At 56.5% G+C, this 15886-nt stretch carries 13 protein-coding genes; 5 read left to right on the forward strand and 8 right to left on the reverse strand.

Annotation, left to right across the window (positions count from 1 at the left end; all coding sequences use genetic code 11):
• Positions 1-55: 55 nt before the first annotated feature.
• Complete coding sequence (locus AC2S2E_RS01325) at positions 56-1822, forward strand: bifunctional diguanylate cyclase/phosphodiesterase (protein ID WP_486523460.1); 1767 nt, start codon at positions 56-58, stop codon at positions 1820-1822.
• Here AC2S2E_RS01325 and AC2S2E_RS01330 read toward each other — a convergent pair.
• The 8 genes from AC2S2E_RS01330 to AC2S2E_RS01365 all read right to left on the reverse strand — a co-directional run bounded on the left by AC2S2E_RS01330 (position 1819) and on the right by AC2S2E_RS01365 (position 11522).
• A complete protein-coding gene (locus AC2S2E_RS01330; protein ID WP_486523461.1) occupies positions 1819-2409 on the reverse strand; it encodes a GNAT family N-acetyltransferase in 591 nt (196 codons plus the stop codon). The genes AC2S2E_RS01325 and AC2S2E_RS01330 overlap by 4 nt on opposite strands.
• Positions 2406-4145, reverse strand: coding sequence for an aspartyl protease family protein (locus tag AC2S2E_RS01335; RefSeq protein ID WP_486523462.1), 1740 nt, complete (start codon positions 4143-4145; stop codon positions 2406-2408). Before AC2S2E_RS01335 ends, AC2S2E_RS01330 begins: the two co-directional genes overlap by 4 nt.
• A gap of 105 nt (positions 4146-4250) precedes the next feature.
• Positions 4251-5678 carry a diguanylate cyclase domain-containing protein gene (locus AC2S2E_RS01340; protein ID WP_486523463.1) on the reverse strand — a complete coding sequence of 476 codons (1428 nt, stop codon included), beginning with the start codon at positions 5676-5678 and terminating at the stop codon, positions 4251-4253.
• Positions 5679-6086: 408 nt separating this feature from the next.
• Entirely contained in the window at positions 6087-7460 is a 1374-nt protein-coding gene (locus tag AC2S2E_RS01345; RefSeq protein WP_486523464.1) for a glycosyl transferase family 90, read from the reverse strand.
• A gap of 61 nt (positions 7461-7521) precedes the next feature.
• The gene (locus AC2S2E_RS01350; protein WP_486524658.1) at positions 7522-8607 is read right to left on the reverse strand and encodes a KpsE/RkpR family capsule polysaccharide export protein; all 1086 of its coding nucleotides are present in this window, start codon (positions 8605-8607) and stop codon (positions 7522-7524) included.
• A 120-nt stretch (positions 8608-8727) separates the two neighbouring features.
• On the reverse strand, positions 8728-9564 hold the full coding sequence (locus AC2S2E_RS01355) for an ABC transporter permease (RefSeq protein ID WP_476104359.1): 837 nt from the start codon (positions 9562-9564) through the stop codon (positions 8728-8730).
• The gene (locus AC2S2E_RS01360; protein ID WP_476104360.1) at positions 9561-10616 is read right to left on the reverse strand and encodes a hypothetical protein; all 1056 of its coding nucleotides are present in this window, start codon (positions 10614-10616) and stop codon (positions 9561-9563) included. The genes AC2S2E_RS01355 and AC2S2E_RS01360 overlap by 4 nt, the downstream gene beginning before the upstream one ends.
• 3 nt (positions 10617-10619) lie before the next feature.
• The gene (locus AC2S2E_RS01365; protein ID WP_486523465.1) at positions 10620-11522 is read right to left on the reverse strand and encodes an FkbM family methyltransferase; all 903 of its coding nucleotides are present in this window, start codon (positions 11520-11522) and stop codon (positions 10620-10622) included.
• Positions 11523-11629: 107 nt separating this feature from the next.
• Between AC2S2E_RS01365 and AC2S2E_RS01370 the strand changes: the two genes are divergently transcribed.
• The 4 genes from AC2S2E_RS01370 to AC2S2E_RS01385 all read left to right on the forward strand — a co-directional run bounded on the left by AC2S2E_RS01370 (position 11630) and on the right by AC2S2E_RS01385 (position 15830).
• Entirely contained in the window at positions 11630-12289 is a 660-nt protein-coding gene (locus AC2S2E_RS01370; RefSeq protein WP_476104363.1) for an ABC transporter ATP-binding protein, read from the forward strand.
• 119 nt (positions 12290-12408) lie between these two features.
• Positions 12409-13191 (forward strand): CDP-alcohol phosphatidyltransferase family protein, encoded by a 783-nt coding sequence (locus AC2S2E_RS01375; RefSeq protein ID WP_486523466.1) that lies wholly within the window; start codon positions 12409-12411, stop codon positions 13189-13191.
• 213 nt (positions 13192-13404) lie between these two features.
• On the forward strand, positions 13405-14514 hold the full coding sequence (locus AC2S2E_RS01380; protein WP_486523467.1) for a polysaccharide biosynthesis/export family protein: 1110 nt from the start codon (positions 13405-13407) through the stop codon (positions 14512-14514).
• A gap of 14 nt (positions 14515-14528) precedes the next feature.
• Complete coding sequence (locus AC2S2E_RS01385) at positions 14529-15830, forward strand: glycosyltransferase family 4 protein (RefSeq protein WP_476104369.1); 1302 nt, start codon at positions 14529-14531, stop codon at positions 15828-15830.
• The last annotated feature ends 56 nt before the right edge of the window (positions 15831-15886 follow it).

Raw genomic sequence — 15886 nt, forward strand, 5'->3', positions numbered from 1 at the left:
CCCATCGCGCAAACCTCGACCCCGTATGATCGGTCAGAGGAAGGAAATGCAATCGATGGCATGGAGCAACAAACTGCTCGGTCGAAGCCGTGGGCTGAACAGCATACCGTGGCGGCTGGCGCTGGTGGCGCTGGTCTCGCTTGGCTTGCCTATCGTGGCTCTGTTCGTGGCCGGAATTGGCCCCGGCACCATGATGGCTGCTGGCGGTTTGCTGTTGCTGCCGGTGCTGGCCAATTATCTGGTGGGGCGCGTTTTATCGGCCAAGATCCTGTCTCTGCGCGACAGCACGATGGCGATTGTCGAGGGCGACATGTCGCGCCCCGTCACCACCAAAGGCCCCTGTGAAGTGGGCGAGTTGGCCGACAGTTTTCGTGAAATGGTGGCACGCCTCAACCACAATATGGTCCGTATGAATATACTGGCCTATACCGACCCGATTACCGGATTGCCCAACCGCACCGTGATCACCCACGTACTGGCATTGGCCCAACGCACCCAAAAGGCGGATTGTGCGGGGGCGATCATCTTCATCGATCTGGACGGGTTCAAGCGGATCAATGACACGCTGGGCCATGATGCGGGCGATGAATTGCTGCGTCAGGTGGCCGCGCGGATCATTGTGTGCGGTTTGCAATTGGGGGTGGAGGATCTGGAAACCTGCACCAATTCCTTTGGCGAATTGTGCGACACGTGCCCGACGCGCCCGATTCTTGCGCGTTTTGCCGCGGATGAATTCGTGCTGATGCTGCCCGGACGGCATGACACCGGCAAACTGGACGCGATGGCGCGGCAAATTCGCGCGGCTCTGGCCGACAGTTTCACCATATTCGGTCATGAAATTTTCATCGGCGCCAGCATGGGTATCGCCCGCATACCCGAAGATGCCGATACGCCCGATCAGTTGCTGGCCTATGCCGATATTGCCATGCATCGCGCCAAGGAAAGCGGCAAGGACACCCACGCTTTCTTCGACAGCGCACTGAAAGGCAAGGTCGAGGAACGTGCGCTGATCGAACGCGAATTGCACCATGCGATCGAACGCGATACACTGGAATTGCATTATCAGCCAAAATTCGACGCCGGCACGCTGGCCGTGACCGGGGTGGAGGCATTGGCGCGTTGGGAATGTCCGGGCGTGGGCCGGGTGTCGCCCGAAATTTTTGTCGGTATTGCCGAACAATGCGGGTTGATGGTGCCGCTGGGCCATTCGATCCTGCGCATCGCCATTCGTCAGGCGCGGCAATGGCTGGATGAAGGGCGCCCCTTGCGCGTGGCGGTCAATGTATCGCCGGTGCAATTTGAACGGCCCGGCTTTGTCGAATCGGTGCTTTCCATGCTCGATGAATTCGGCCTGCCGCCGCAATGGCTCGAACTGGAAATCACCGAGAGCATTGCCATGACCGATTTTGACCGCACCCGCGAAAGGGTCGATGCCCTGCGTCAGGTCGGCATTTCGATTTCGATTGATGATTTCGGGGTCGGTTATTCCAACCTCTCGCAAATGGCACGGTTGAATTATGATGCGCTCAAGGTCGACAAATCATTGGTCGATTGCATCGGCGATCATGGCAAGACCGAATCCATGGTGACCGCGATCATCACCGTGTCCAAGATCCTTGGCCACAAGATCATCGCCGAAGGGATCGAGAGCGCCCAGCAGATGACCTATCTTCATGCGCGTGGGTGCCATGAATTTCAGGGCTTCTACCTCGCCCGGCCGATGGCGGCCAAAGAACTGAGCGAATGGCTGGACCAGCGCGCGCAAAACCCGGTGCAGGATATGCAGGGCCAGATCGAGGACCGGATGCAATTGCGGGCCTAAACCAGCACCTTGTGCCAATATTGCAGCGGCTTGATGCTTTCCTCCGCCCCGCCGTGCTCTTTCCACGCCAGATGGGTGATCAGATCGGGGATCGGCGCATAACCCCGCGCCCGCCAGAACCCGTCCAGAGGGCGATAATCCACCGGCCTTGCAGGGTGATCGGCGGGGCGCATCACGCTGGCAAAACAGGCCGTCTTGGCACCACTGGCCACAGCTTGCGCCTCGCGGTGATTGAAGAATTCATGGCCTAGGCCGCGCCCACGATATTGGGGCAACAGCACGCTTTCCCCGAAATAGAACAAGGCGTCCGTGTCCATGCCCCGCGCCGCAAAGGGCGCGCGAAATTCCGCCTTTTGCGCCTGCATCGGACTGGCCGTGGCGGCGCCCACGATACGCCCGCCATCCATCGCGGCCACCAGAACCGCTTCGGGCGCGGCCATGAATTCGCGCAGGTAATCGGCCTCATAGTCCCGATCACCGTCATAGAGATAGGGCCAGTGGGCAAAGACCGCGATGCGCAAAGCCGCCAGATCATCCATCGCCGCCCGGATTTCGTCCCCGGTCAGCGTGCGAATATGCAGGCTCACGCCCCCTCCTTTAATCCATATCCCGCCAGCATGGCGGCCTCATGCGGGGCGTCCTTGGATGCCTTGGCAATCGCGGCTCGGCCTTGTTCGCCCCGGTTCATACCGATCAGGGCCAGCCCGCGCAGGATCTCATCGGCCGCCCCTTTTCGCATCGCCAACGCCTTGTCAAAATCACCCAGCGCCCCGGCATAATCCTTTTGCCGCAAACGGATCAGGCCGCGGCTGCCGACAAAATTGCGGGTTTCGCCGTCGCGGCGGATGGCGGCGTCGCAATCCTTGGCCCCTTTGTCCACATCCACATTGGCCAGCCCGCGCAGCCAGCAGCGCTCATTATACAGACGCCCAAGCATGTGATCCTCACGGTGCAGCGCGATCATATCGTCCAGCAAGGGAACGCCCTGCGCCGCCTGCCCCAGATCGGACAGTGTCGTGGCCAGCACCATATTGTCCAGATCACCCTTGGGCGCCAGTTTCGCCGCGCGCTGGGCCACGGCAAGCGCCTCCTTGGGTTCATCCGCGATCAGCCCGCGCGCCCATACCGCCATCAATTTGGGATCATCGGGCCGCAATTTCATCGCCTGCGCCCAATCCTTGCGCGACAGGTCTCGCTGGTGGTTGCCGGCATAGGCCAGCGCCCGGTCGCGCCAGTAATCAGCCTCGTTGGGATTTTGCGCGATGGCGGCGGACAGGTCTTCGATCGCCCCGGCATAGTCCCGCTGGGCCAGCCGCGCCGAACCGCGCCGCGCCAGTTCGGCGGCATCCTTTGGCGCTTCGACCTTGGCCGCGCCGCCCATATTCTGTTCGACCGTATTGAACTTGCCCGAGGCATGTTCGGTGCTGGTCGAAAAAATCGGGCCGCCATTATAGGTGATGTAAATCCGGCTCTGGCTGCGCGACACCAACAGGTGGTGCGAAAGGAAAAAGTCCATGCCGATGATGGCATCTTCGCTGTCCAGATCCTGATCGATCACCGAAATCGGCGTGTTCGCGATGGTTTCGCCGCCAATATCAAAGGTCTTGAGCCGCACCACCCAGCGGTTGCGCCCCTTGATGCCGATGCCATGGGCAACGCCATCCGCTTTGGCATCCGGCCCCGTCAGGTCAATGCCCGCCTTTTGCGCCGCCGCCCGCGACAACACCGTCCCCGGCGCCCCGGTGTCCAGCATCGCGCGCATTTTCACGCCATTGACGGTGATGGTGGTAAAGATGTGGCTGGGCATGGAAAACCCGCCATCCAGCAAGGGGCTGATCCCCAAAAAGCGGTCGCCCGCCCAATAGGCCAGATTGGCCTTGCCGCAACCCTTGGCGCTCATCAGGTTGATCTGGCCATGGGCAAGGTCGAATTCGGTGTCAAAGGGTTGGAACAGATTGGCCCCCAGAAAGCCATTGCCCGCATCGCTGCCGCCGACCAGAAAATCCATGCGCGGGAATTTGTATCCGGCCAGCCCGACATCGGCGATGTGGGCGACCATGACATCGGCGCTGCCCCCGATGCCACTGACATGCAGGCCTTGAGGCGGCGGGTCGAGGCGTTGTTCAAGCTGGGCGGCGCGGGCGCGCGACATGAAGTGGAAGAAGGCGCCCGTATCGATCCACATATCGGCCTTCTGGCCCTTGATGGTGACGGGGACGCTGGCGCGCACGCCCTGCATCGTGACGGGCAATTTGGCAACCGGCCCATATTGGCATTCGGCTTGGGCGGCCCCGGCCCCAAAAGCCGCACCCGCGAAAGCCATCAACGCGCAAAACGAACGGCGCCAAATCTGGGGCAAATCCCTAACTCCTCATCCGATCCGAGGATGAGAGTGCCAGAATTTCAAGCAAGGTCAACCAGCTGACCTTTACCCCACCAGACGCAGGACCTGTCGTTTTACCGCGCCTGACCATTCGACAACACAGGTTCCGCGCTCGCTGTTCTTGGCGCTGTAAAGCGCGCGGTCGGCGCGTTGCAACAGGTCGTGGCGGCAATCGCCCTGCCCCTGCAATTCCACCGCGCCGATGGTGGCGGACACCACCACCCCATCCTCGCCCCGCCCCAGCGGAAAGCGCAAGACCCGCAGCAGATTTTCCGCCAGCCGGGGCAATTGCGCAATCATTGCCTGATCGGTGATAACCAGCGCGAATTCATCGCCCCCCAGCCGCGCCGCCAGACAATCGCCCAGCCATGGCGATCGCAATTCGGTGGCGACCTTGCGCAGGATATCATCGCTCGCCGCATGGCCGAACGTGTCATTCACCGCCTTGAAATTGTCCAGATCAATCAGGACCAGCGCCATGCGCTCGCCACGCAACTGGGCCTGGGCCACGCATTCATCGACATAGGTGACGAAACGATGGCGGCTGGCCACATGGGTCACTTCATCCACATTGGCCCGGCGGTCCAGTTCGACGAACAGTTCATGGCGTTCGGACACGTCCTGAAACACGCCGATCAGGCCGACCACGCGGCCATTTTCCAGTTCCGGTTCACCAATCGCCCGCACCCGCTTGGCCACGCCCCGCGCCGACACGAAATCCAATTCCAGATCATAAGAAGCGCCAGTGTTGATCGCGCGCTCGATCATCGCGGTGATACGTTCCCTGTCGGCGGGCGGGTAATAGGACAGCGCATCTTCGACCGGATATCCCTCGCCGGGCGGCTGATCGTGAATGTCATAGACGCCTTCGGACCACGTCACGGTCTGTTGGCCAATATCCATCCGCCATGACCCCATGGATGCCATGCGCTCGGCCTGACGGAATTGGCGTTGCAGGCGCTGTTGATCGGCATAGAGGCGATTGATGCGCGATGTGTCCTCGGCCATGGCCATGCTGGACACCATGGATTGCAGGATCGCCTCGACCCCGCGGGCCAGACCGGACAGGCGTGCAACATCGGCATCGGTAAATTCACGCGGGCGCGTGTCGATCAGGCAAAAGGCGCCAATCCCTTTGGCGTCCAATTCCGGCCGAGCGCGGACGCGCAGCGGCACGCCGGCGTAGAACCGGATCCCCGGCTCCCCCGTCACCAAACCGTTGAAACAGAAACGCGCATCCTCGCCCGCGTCATGGACCACCAGAGGGCTGTCCTGTGCCACGGCGTGGCGGCAAAAGGATTGTTCGATCGGCGTGCCTTCGGCATCCAGCCCGAAGCGGCCGACAAAAACCTGTCGGTTTCCGTCCAGCAGGCTGACCAAAGCAATGGGCACGTCAAACATATCAGCCGCGATGGCCGCTAATTCGGACAACGCACTATCCCGCGTTTCCACCAATTGTCGGATATAAGGCATTCAGGCCCCTCCCTAGGGTGCGTCCAAGGATTGAACGATCTTGCCTAAAAATTCGTGAACATACCTTTGTTCCGACCCTAGGTCGCATTACCCTGATACATCGGCAATAACGTTTGCGAATTCAGCAAAATGGTTTCTTTTCAGACCATTGTGCATCAACACAATCCTGCCGTCGGACGATCTAACGGGCTTGATGATGTTCATGCGGGATGATCGGCACAAATCATCTGGCGCCATCTTCCATGGGCCAGTTTTTTGACAAAGTGGGGCAACCCATTGGAATACGAGCTCACACCTGTCGAATTGACCGACAGCATGGACTGGGGATGGCCAAATTTAGATCAGAATCTGCGGCATAAGATATCCGCATCCAAATTTGGCACATTCAGGCCGAAGAACTGGATCAGATCATCGTGCCGCAACAAGCGTGAACACTTCCCATTCCCCAATCTCCAATCGATCGACAACGGTGTTTCGGCCGTCAGGCAAAGCGCACAGAAAGTGACCAGCGCGCTCCAGCGTCATTCGCCCTTCAAAGCGGTCCATATGGAAACCACGCAAGTGTTCAGTCCAACCTGGATTGTCATCGGATAGAATGATCGGTTCAGCCCAATTGTCATCAGGCATCATCTGCACGATTGCCCCGCCCTGATCGCTTCCCAGAATCGTGCCATGCACGGTTTTCAGCCACATCGGCTCTGGAAAGGCACTCCACCCCTTGATGGCCTCATTCCAGTTTCCGCGCCAACGATCTGCACCATTGTACACGTTGTGATGCACCAAGGCCTTCATGGGATCATAAGCAATCGGGGACGATACCCGCAGAATGTCCAAAGCCGCCTGCTTCATTTCCTGTTCGAAATGCATTTCAAGACTAAAGCGCCGGCCATTTTCCGCGATTTGGCGGGCCATATCATCGTGCGTACGGCACCATTCCACTTTTTCGGCAAGATCGCTCAGATCCTGTTTGACGGGCACATAGTGCGTCCAAGGTTGAATGCGGTTATGGAACCACTGCACCCAAGGACTTTCCACCTTTATCATGCAGCACCCCAGACGCAGACGCTGGATGAAGTTCCACGAGTTCGTATTGCCGTCAATATCAATCAGGTATTTGAAATGCGCCATGTCAGTGAGAGGCAGATAGGGCTTCGTCAGGCCTTCCGCCTCGAGACGTTGGGCAATATCGGCTTTTTCACCATCCGGACATTGCACCAGCGCCACGATGCCAGCATCCGCCTGATCGCCCAATGCTTGCAATCGCCGGCACAAATCATAGCGCGGCAGGCGTTCCAGCGTTTCCATCGAGAAGCCAACCTGGTGGATGCCCGCACCATGCACCACGCCGGTGGTTGAACCGCGCCACGCAACAGCATTTCGGCGCGAGGACCACGAAGGCAAATCGGCCCCTTCGCCCAGAAAGTCCTCGTAGCCCCGTTCCATGAAATAATAGAGATCGGGGACCAGCGTAATATTGTTCCACTCCGGTCGCTTTTCCCAGGTGACGCTGGGAATATCGCGCGGACAATCCTCTCCCTGAAAGATATAGCGCAGCGAAATATCGCTTCGGCCGTTCTGCGAACAGATCAGATACGGCGTGATATACTTACGATGGAGATAGGCGATGTACCGACTCAACCTGCTTTGCGGAAGCGAAAGAGAATGGTCGGACATAACCTGCATCGCGTGGTGCCCGGCCAGATCAAAGATCGTGACCACAGACAACCAGTTATCATCCCCCAAAAGCCCCAAGGATGCAGGATTGACTTTAACAGAATCCACGTAAAATCTCGCTTTAGCAAATGTTTATGCCGGCACACCACCCTGCGCCAACAACAGTGCATTACATGCTGTGTTCCTTGACGCCGGCCCACAACAACCAGCCAATCCCGTAAAGGAAGAAAAGTCCGGCAAAAACAGAAATGATCATTTGCAAACGCTTTGGAAACTCCGCTTTGCCCGGCATATTGGGATCCACCACACGGATCAGATAAAGCTGCTTGCGACGAGCCTCGGCCTGCGCAGCCTGATAGCGCACCGCCGCCTCGGAATAGACCTTGGCGATCTCATCGCGCTGAATAACCAACTGCTCATAATCGGAAAGACGGCTCGCAACGGAATGGTCAGACCCGGCGATCTTGCTATCCTGCCCTGCCACTTGGGATTCCAGCGCACGAACCTGCCGCGCCAATGCCTGATATTGCGGACTGGCGGGGCTTACCACACCAGCCATTGCCTGCAACCGCGCGCGGGCATCCACCAGATTGGCCGTAAGGCTGGTCACCAGGTTCAACTGGGCGCGCCCCGTGCTTTCCGGATCGACGTCGGCATTATCGCGCCGATAGGACGTCAACTTGACTTGCACCTCTGCCAATTGCTCACGCGCCTGATTCATTTCACGCAAAGAAGAGGCGATATTGTCCCGATAAGTGCGCTCATTGATGGCATTGATCTGCCGCTCACCCAATTCCAACAGACGTTGCGCCAAGTGGTAGGAATCCTCCGGGCGGAAGCTGTGGACGGTCAAATGGAGGACGCCACTGCTCTCATCGGCCTGCACGTCGATATGGCGTTGATAATAGTCCAGCAGGCGCTCGGGCGCCGGGCGCTCTGACCACAGGCGGCTGAATATGTCTGCTTCTGGCCGGCGAAAAATACCCACCAGATCGTCCTTGTTGGCCAGTTCCTTTACGGCGTTGTGCGACAAAAGGTACTCCTGAACCATCACGGCATCTGGCCCTGTCGCACTGCCGCCGATGCTAAAGCCCAGCATCTGTCCCATGCCCGAGGTCGAGGCGACACTGTCCGAGCGGCGAACAACGAAATTTGCACTGGATTCGTACTGATCAGCGGCAAAAATCGTATAATAGCCAGCCACCGCCAACGTCGGCAAAACGACAATCAGAAAGAATGCACGGTTTTTCTGCACAATGCTCAACAGCTGAGACAGCAGACTCCCCCCCCTGCTTCGCGTACCGATCTGGGCCTTGGGTTGAATAAGTCCGTGCACTAGCAGGCACTCCATTTCAAAAATAGCAAAGTCATGAGATCAAGGGACATGAATTTCCCGCCGGATACGGCGGATTTCGATCAATCCCCAGAAGGTCAAGAAGCAAATGACACCGACCACAAAATCGATATGCATCCATTTGTCAGATGCCTGCTGGAACTGGCCATAGCGGGCCATTTCAAAAATGCCCATCATTGGATTCCAGGCCATATAAGCGCGCGCGCCGGATGGAAGGAAGGACATTGAAAACATGGCCCCACTTAACGGTCCGGTGAAATAGGTAAGTGGATGGATCAGGCGCTCCACAAAGGCGCTGCGATAGGAATAGGCCGCAACAATCATGCTCACCGCAAACGAAAATGTTCCAATGAGCACCAGGGCGCCGATCACATAAATCGGCCGTGCGGGAAAAGTGGACAAGCCGAAGATGATTCCCAGCACCTGTAACAGGATCAGCGCAGAAACAGCCGCCAAAAAGTCCAGCGTCATCTGAGCGACAATTACATCAAGAGGTTGGATCATTCGGTGATAGAGCAGAGACTCTGACGAATGGAGAATACCATCCGACCTGGTCGTGGCCGAACGGAACACCATGAACAGACAATATCCCGTCAGGATAAATGTGAAAGGCGCAATGCCATGCGACTTTTCACCATGCGTGGCCAGCGTATGCAAAAGCGTAATAACCGAAGCAAGCATCAAGGGCTCGCCAATTACCCAAAGGTAACCGATGTTGTGACGGCCATAGCGCGACTGCAAATCACGCAGCAACAAAGCACGCACCACCGCCGCCTGAACCGCCAGCCCCTCCAACAGTTGGTCCAGCCAGGAACGCTGCCCACCTTTCGAAATTTGCGTTTCCGTGCCCAAAGTCACTGTCTCCGCACGATCAGGCAAAAGGCTGCTTTTCCTGAATCATCGATGGCCAAATCCTGCGCCTCAGCAAAAGCCAAAGGCGCGACCGAGTAGCCCATTCCGATCAGGCGGAACACCCACTTTTTGATTTCATTGCGGGCATACCCCACCGATACCAATGTATTTGCGTCATAACTTATGCAGACGACCCCCAGACCTCCAACCTTCAGCCTCGATAGCCAGCCATAGAGATCATCCCACCGCATCGCCCCATCAGGGCCACCGCCTACGGCATGAGGCCACAACAGAAAATCCGCAAATTCCTGGAGGCTTTCATCCGGCACCGCGTCACGAAGCGACAAGGCAAAGCGCTGCTGCGCCAAATATTCTACGGTCGCACCGTGGATCGGGCCTAAGGCCCAACCGTCAAGACCTGCTATATCCACACCATAACAGGGCAAAGCGGCCAGGCATACCGCCTCACGCCAGTCGAGCAGCTGTTCATCGGTCGCGCCCTGCCCTTGCAATTGGCGCCATGTACAATCTTGAGAAACCGGGCGATCCCGCAAAACCGCATCATAATGAATCAGGCCCGTTGCCGGGCCTGATTCAGGAGCACCGCTCGGTTGGGCCAATAAGGATCTGGGCGCCTCGATTTCGACGGCCTCTTCATCCGCAGGCTCGTCCAACAGAATTTCGACCTTCTCCACCGACAGGTTGGTCTGTTCGGAAAAGTAGCCATACAAGGCGTAATCGACACCCTTGATCGCCTGGAAAGGGAGATAGACCTCCAAATCCTGTCGACCGTCCACCTCCAAATCGATGCGGTTACCAGCCGCAAGGCTAGGCGGATAACCTGAATCAGGGCGAAATGCATGGACACGCACCGTCAATTCACCCTGCGAAGATTGGGCCCCGATCAACTTTAGCGAATAAATGGCACGGCCCGGACGCACCGTTTCATACCGCGTATGAAAGCAATATTGCGGGTCTGGCGAAGGCTGCCCCCCGCCAAAGCCGCTGAGCTGACTGGCATATTCAACGAAATATGAGAAGGGGTCTATTTGACGCACCGATCAACGCCTCAGGACAAGAATAATATCTTGGTGGGGGGGCATTTGCAGGATCTGTTCCAAAGTGATGTCGACAATCCCATCGACAGGATCAACACATGACAATGAAAAACCGGGCTTCGTCAATGCCCTGACAAATTCCGCCGGATCAGCGTACCGATCTGGCGTAAACTCCAGAAGCACAGTTTTCAGCATGCCATTGTCAAGCAGACCCTGAGCCCCGGCCCAGACGATCTGCTCTGCGCCTTCTACGTCAATTTTGGCAAATTCGATATTCGCCCAATCTGCGCGGCCATCCAATCGGGCCAACGGAACACGGGCAGCGTCCAGGGGCAGGCCCGCGTCAATCGGCACAATATGACCGTTTTTGGGATCGCCGGGCGGGACAAGCAAAGCAACTTCACCAGAATTTTCCGACCCAAGTGCGACTTGGTGCAGCGCGATGCGGGAGGAAAAGCCGTTCATGGAAATGCTGCGGTTAAGCAGACAAGCCATGCGAGGGTTAGGTTCAAAGGCATGGACCATACCGGCATCGCCCACCAGATCGGCAAGCAACAAAGCATAATAGCCCAGATTGGCCCCGATATCGGCCACAACCATGCCGGGCCGGACCAGCGAAACAAGAGCCTCTGTGACCCACATTTCCCAATAACCATCGAGCATCAGATGCGGCGAAAGCCCGAAATCCTGACTATCGACATACATTTTATATCGACCCAGCACCCGACACAGGGCGGTATTGTCGCCAAGGTATGCACTGTGACATAGACTTCGTATCGTCGCCTCATTGAGGGTCCGAGCCTCGCGTTTGAGGTCTAACGCGGAAACCAAATCCGAAACATATTCAGGAGCTTTCCCCATACCGGCCTGATGCCCGGCAAGCTTACTGACGATTTTGCGCAACATTCGGATGCAACTACCTACTGGTCAACTTTTGCGCAATCTACTAATGGCTCGAGGAACGGATTCAAATCCAATGACCCAAGCCTCGGACGCGACGAGAGAATGCGATCATGATCAAATTTCACGACGTGTCAAAAATTTACCACGCCAGAGGGCTGACGCGCCGAGTGTTTTCCGGCCTGACGTTTGATATAAAGCCGGGCCAAAGTCTAGCAATTTGCGGCGCTAACGGAGCCGGCAAATCGACCCTTCTTCGATTGATCGGCGGCGTAGAATTCCCAACCGCCGGCCATATTGAGCGACAGATGAAGACATCTTGGCCGATCGGATTTGGCAGCTGCTTTCAAGGCTCCATGACCGGCGCCGACAATGCCCGCTTCATCGCTCGCATTTACCGGCATGATGAGCAGGAAGTCCTCGATTACGTCGAGGATTTTGCCCGCCTTGGGGCATATCTCAATCAACCTGTCAGCACATATTCTTCGGGCATGATTTCGCGCCTGGCTTTTGGCGTTTCGCTTGCCATTGATTTTGATTGCTATCTCGTGGACGAGGTTGCCGCGGCAGGCGACGTGCGTTTTCGCAAGCGCTGTGAGGAAGAACTCATGTTGCGGCGTGACCACAGCACGCTGATCATGACGTCGCACGATCCATATATGCTTGAACAGTACTGCACGCATGGCGCGGTGTTGTATCGAGGGGCGTTGACCTTCTATGACACGGTAACCGAAGCATGCGAGGTACATCACGCGTTGCAGATGAGGCATTGATCTCGTACAGCGACAGAAGGTTCTTTCCGCTCCATCCATTTCGTTTTCAAGAGATTTACCCATATTTTCAACTGTTTAAATAAAATTGGGTGAATATTCATTAGTACGGCGAAAATTTCATGAAGAACCCTGGCAAGCCGCAGGTAAATTCAGATTTTACAGCAACTTCTTCAGCTGCATTACACACGACTGCAGATATTGAGCATACGCGTATAAATCTGGGCCTGCTGGCAAAGGCAGAACGCAAGGCATTACGCTGGTTGGTCATCCGCGTACCCGATAGCGTGCATCCGGATCATCTGACGCTTCTGGGGGTGCTGGGCGCGATCCTGACGATGATCGGTCTGATTGCGATGAATATCGCCTACTCTTTTGCCGTTTTCGCCATTCTGGGATTATTGCTGAATTGGCTCGGCGACTCTCTCGATGGAACCTTGGCACGCTATCGACAGATTGAACGCCCTCACATCGGCTATTTCATTGATCATTCCTGCGACCTCATTTCGCAGGTCTTCATCTTTGCAGGGCTTGGCCTTTCACCGCATTTCACCATTTTTTCAGCGGTTTTGGCATTATCGATGTACATGCTGATGAGTTCCTATACCTACCTCAAGGTAATGGTTATCAAAGAGCACAATCTTTCCTACGGAGGCATGGGCGCGACAGAGCTTCGGCTTGGCATCGCTTGTTGGGCGTTGCTGGAAATTGCCATTGGTCATCAATTGGTCGACACGAAATTTATGAAATATGCGCTGCTGGATGAAGTGATCTCCATCATGTGGGTTGCCATTTTCCTATGCTTCGTTTGGATGGTTAAGGTTGACCTGGCAAAGGCAAAGACGCTTTTCGACAAGGATCCCGGCACCGACTTTGACAATCTGGGGAGTCGCTTCAAACCCTAGATTTCCCCGAACTGCGCCTTCCTTCCATAGCAAATGCGCGACCCAAAAAATGATCCGTGTTTGAAAGGGCATCGCAATCGCAATCAAATCATTGTCCTCGCCCCCTCCCCCTCCATCGACAATTGGCAGACGCGGTCTATGAGCACCCCATCCACACGACCACTCTTTCGCATCCACTCCGTGCGACGGTCCTTGCAAACGGCCGCCGCAGCCTTGTCGGTCACGACCTTGTCCGCATGCGCCAGCCTTCCGACCAGCGGCCCAACGGTTAAGCAAGTGGTCAACGAGGCCAACGCCAACAAAGCAGCCCTTCCTTTCACCTTGAAGGTGTTGGACGCCCAGACCCTGGCGTCGATCCCCACGATCGCCGATCCCGGCGTGCTTCGTTTGGCCGCGTTAAATGCCAATGCGGTTACAGAGCGTGCCGACCGAATTCGCCCAGGGGACAGTCTGAGCATTTCAATCTTCGAAATCGGGGTCAGCCTGTTCGGGCGCGGGGCCATGCCGGCAACAAGCGCTGGCGCGGCCCCGGCAACCTCGACCGCGGCATCGCAAAGTTTTGTATTTCAAGTCCGTGAGGACGGCTCGATCGATTTGCCATATATCGGGACGATCCATGTATCGGGCGACTATCCCGAGCGCGTGGCCGCGATAATTCGCGGTCGGCTTAAAAGCATGTCAGAACACCCGGAAGTCACGGTCAGCATCACCGAGACTTTGCGCAATGCGGTTTATTTGGAAGGCGCGGTACAAAAATCCGGCCGATACCGCCTGACCGCAGCGCACGAAAGGTTGCTTGATGCGATAGCCCTGGCGGGCGGGGGCAGCGTCGATCCCAATGAACTGGAGGTACGCGTACAGCGCGGCGATACAGTCGTATCCGCGCCGATGCATCTGATTAACGCCGGTTCGCCCGCCAATATCAATTTGATGCCCGGCGACCGGATCGAACTGGTGCGCACCCGGCGCAGCTTCACCGTTTTTGGCGCCAGCGACAAGATCAATCAGGTCTATTTCGAAACCAAGGACGTTACATTGGCCGAAGCCATTGCACGAGCTTCCGGCCCTTCTGATTATCGCGCCAACCCTCGCGGTGTATTTCTGTGTCGATATGAACTCAACCCTGACGGCAATCCAGTTCCGGTTGTTTACCAGCTTAACATGATGAAAATGGATTCCTATTTCCTCTCTCAACGGGTGGTGATGCGCGACAAGGATGTGATCCTTTTTGCCAATTCGTCCGGAAATATGACACAGAAATTCGTTAACCTGATTAGCAACCTGTTCAGCCCGGCCATGGCCGTCCGCTATGCAGCGCAATAAGTGGATTAGATAAAGTGCGTATCGGACTTGACGGCTTTAATCTTGCGATCCCCGATGGCACGGGTGTTGCCACTTATGGCGCCTCTTTGGCCAAAGTGCTGATGAAAAGCGGACATTGCGTGGAAGGGATCTTTGGCATCGATCCTGGCAAGGCCAGCGATACCTATGAGTCCCTATTTTTTGAACGCTTTGGCCAAGGGGACAAACGCGCCCTTTCGCGCAAGCGGATCGCGCGGGCCTTTATCGGTTCCCCGTGGTCCGGCCCCAATTTAACCCAGGTGCCGTTGACGGATCACGTTGATCGGCGCAGTTTCGGTACGCGCTGGCCCGATTTTTCGGCATTGTGGACCAGTCCGTTGCTATTCGAACTGGCGGCCGCCCGTTTTCTGACTTTCGGTCGGATCACGCAGATCAGCGTGCCCAATCCCCCCCCGGTCATGCATTGGACATACCCTGTTCCGGTCCGAATGGTCGGCAGCCGAAATATCTATACGCTGCACGATCTGGTGCCGCTGAAGCTGCCGCACACGACGCGCGACAACAAGGTTTACTATCGCAAACTGATCAAGGCGATTCTGAAGCAGGCCGATCATATTGCGACTGTATCCGAAGCCAGTCGCAATGACATTTTGTCAATGTTCGAAATCAGCCCTGAATCGGTTACCAATACTTATCAGTCGAGCCCTATTCCTGATACTGTCGCTAATTCCAGCGAGGCAGAGGATCACGCCATGATCCAAAGCCTATTTGGTTTACCACCTCGCGATTTCTATTTGTTTTTTGGCGCGGCCGACCCCAAAAAGAACCTTGGCCGGATTGTTGATGCCTATCTTGCATCGCAAACCCAAAAACCACTTGTCATCGTTTCATCGCGCGACTGGGGCATGTCCGAGGCGAGCGGCGCGTTGGGGCCCGATGGCACCGTTTATGGCCGTAGGCCCAATCAGCAAATCATGCAGTTGAAATATCTGCCCCGTGATTTGCTGTTCCGTCTGATCCGTTCTGCAAGGGCCGTGCTTTTCACCTCGCTTTACGAAGGGTTTGGCTTGCCAGCGTTGGAAGCAATTCAGTTGGGTACGCCTGTTGTGGGATCAACCACCAGCTCCGTTCCCGAAGTTGTGGGCGAAGGCGGGCTCCTGGTTGATCCATATAGCACTCGGGATATCGCATCAGCCATTCGGGCTATCGATGAAGATGACGAAATGGTTGCCAGGCTGGCTGCAGCAGGCCTAGCGCAGTCTCGCAAATTTTCCGATGACGCCTTCATTGCCAGGTTGCACGGTATTTATGACAAGTTGGGTTGCTCTGCTCTTTAAGTCAGATCCATGAAAAGCGATGAGAGATATCATTTTGTATCATTTGCGAATTTTTG

The sequence above is a fragment of the Novosphingobium sp. 550D genome, assembly GCF_057401885.1.